At 68.0% G+C, this 1866-nt stretch carries 1 protein-coding gene; it reads right to left on the bottom strand.

Translation table 11 applies throughout. The annotated features are described in order from the left end of the window. Nucleotides 1–113: 113 nt before the first annotated feature. Nucleotides 114–1646 (bottom strand): DEAD/DEAH box helicase, encoded by a 1533-nt coding sequence (locus ACXJKR_RS31195; RefSeq protein WP_457326154.1) that lies wholly within the window; start codon nt 1644–1646, stop codon nt 114–116. Between the last annotated feature and the right edge of the window lie 220 nt (nt 1647–1866).

Below are 1866 nucleotides of genomic sequence, written 5' to 3'. Positions count from 1 at the left end.
GGTTGAACTTGAGCGAGTTGTCGAGCGGGGGGCGTGCCATGGGTGGAATTAGATCAGCGCCAGAAGCGAAAACGGCCCGCACAGGGCGGGCCGCTTGGCAATGCGCTGGAGACTCAGCGCTTGGGCTGCGTCAGGCGCGGGCCGTTGTTGTGGCGCGGGGCGCCACCGGCGTTGCCGCGCGCGGGCTGCGCGCCGGCTGCACGAGGTGCATGCTCGGCATGCGGCTTGGCTGCTGTCTTGGCGCCACCGACGCCGGTGTGACCACCGGGCTTGCCGCCCGAGCGGCCCTGGCCTTCACGGCCACCGTCGCGCGAACCACCACGGCTGTCGCCACCACGGCCACCACCACCGCCACCGCCACCAGGGCGACCACCGCGGCCGCCGTTGCCACGGCCATTGGCGCCAGCCGGCGGGTTGGGGTTGCGGCCCCGGCTGCCGTTGGGGTTCAGCACGGTGCGGCCCAGCACGATGGGCTCGGCGCGCTCGTTGGGGTCGGGCGCGAAGCCCGGCACGATTTCCCGGGGGATCTCGCGCTTGATGAGGCGCTCGATTTCCTTCAGAAAGCCGTTCTCGTCGACACAGACCAGGCTGACCGCCTCACCGGTGGCGCCGGCGCGGCCGGTGCGGCCGATGCGGTGCACATAGTCTTCGGCCACGTTGGGCAGCTCGAAGTTGACGACGTGGGGCAACTGGTCGATGTCGATGCCGCGGGCGGCGATGTCGGTCGCCACCAGGCAGGTCAGGTCGCCAGTCTTGAAGTCGGCCAGCGCCTTGGTGCGCGCACCCTGGCTCTTGTTGCCGTGAATGGCCATGGCGCTGATGCCCTGGTCGTTCAGGTAGTCGGTCAGGCGGTTGGCGCCGTGCTTCATGCGCGTGAAGATCAGCACCTGCTGCCAGGGCTCACCGCTCACGCCGCCCTTGATCAGGTGAACCAGCAGCTCCTTCTTGCGCTCGCGGCCGACCGGATGGACCTTCTGCACGATGGCTTCGGCGGTCTGGTTGCGGCGGGCCACTTCGATCAGCGCCGGGGCGTTGAGCAGACGGTCGGCGAGGTTCTTGATCTCGTCGCTGAAGGTGGCGCTGAACAGCAGCGACTGCTTCTTGGCGGGCAGCAGGGCCAGCACCTTCTTGATGTCGTGCACGAAGCCCATGTCGAGCATGCGGTCGGCTTCGTCGAGCACCAGGATCTGTACTTGCGACAGGTCCAGCGTGCCTTGCTGCGCGTGATCCAGCAGGCGGCCGGGCGTGGCGACGAGGATGTCGACGCCGTCGCGCAGCTTGTTGATCTGCGGTTGCATGCCGACGCCGCCGAACATGACCATGCTCTTGAGCGGCAGGTATTTGCCGTAGGTCTGCACGCTTTCCTCGACCTGGGCAGCCAGTTCGCGGGTGGGCGTCAGCACGAGGGCGCGGATGGCGATCTTGCCGCGCTTGTTGAGCAGCTTTTCGCCGGTGGACAGGCGGTGCAGCAGCGGCAGCGTGAAGCCGGCGGTCTTGCCGGTGCCGGTCTGGGCGCCTGCCAGCAGGTCGCCACCGTTCAAGACGGCGGGAATGGCCTGGGCCTGGATGGGGGTGGGGGTGGTGTAGCCAGCGTCAGCAATGGCCTTGAGCAGCGGCGCTGCCAGGCCGAGAGAATCGAAACTCATTCGGTAGGGGAGTGAGCACGCCTGGTCGCATCGCCTGCCGCGCCGCGGAGAGCGGCGCCAGTCTTCGGGCAGGGCGGGCGGCGTGCAGGGGCTGAAAAGAGAACGCCGCGCAAGACTGAGAAGCGCGGCGGTTGGGGCCATTCTAGCGGCTGAACTATTTACGGACCGTGACCCAATCCATGCTGGCCCAGTTATTCGGCGAATGCGGGATGCTGACCTC

This window comes from Roseateles sp. P5_E11 (genome assembly GCF_054049355.1).
Note: the sequence above shows the minus strand (reverse complement) of the source record. Positions and strands in the feature narration are given on the sequence as shown.

Excerpts from the sequence above, each read along its gene's own strand:
- ACXJKR_RS31195 (WP_457326154.1), bottom strand. The coding sequence starts at position 1,646 with ATGAGTTTCGATTCTCTCGGCCTGGCAGCGCCGCTGCTCAAGGCCATT.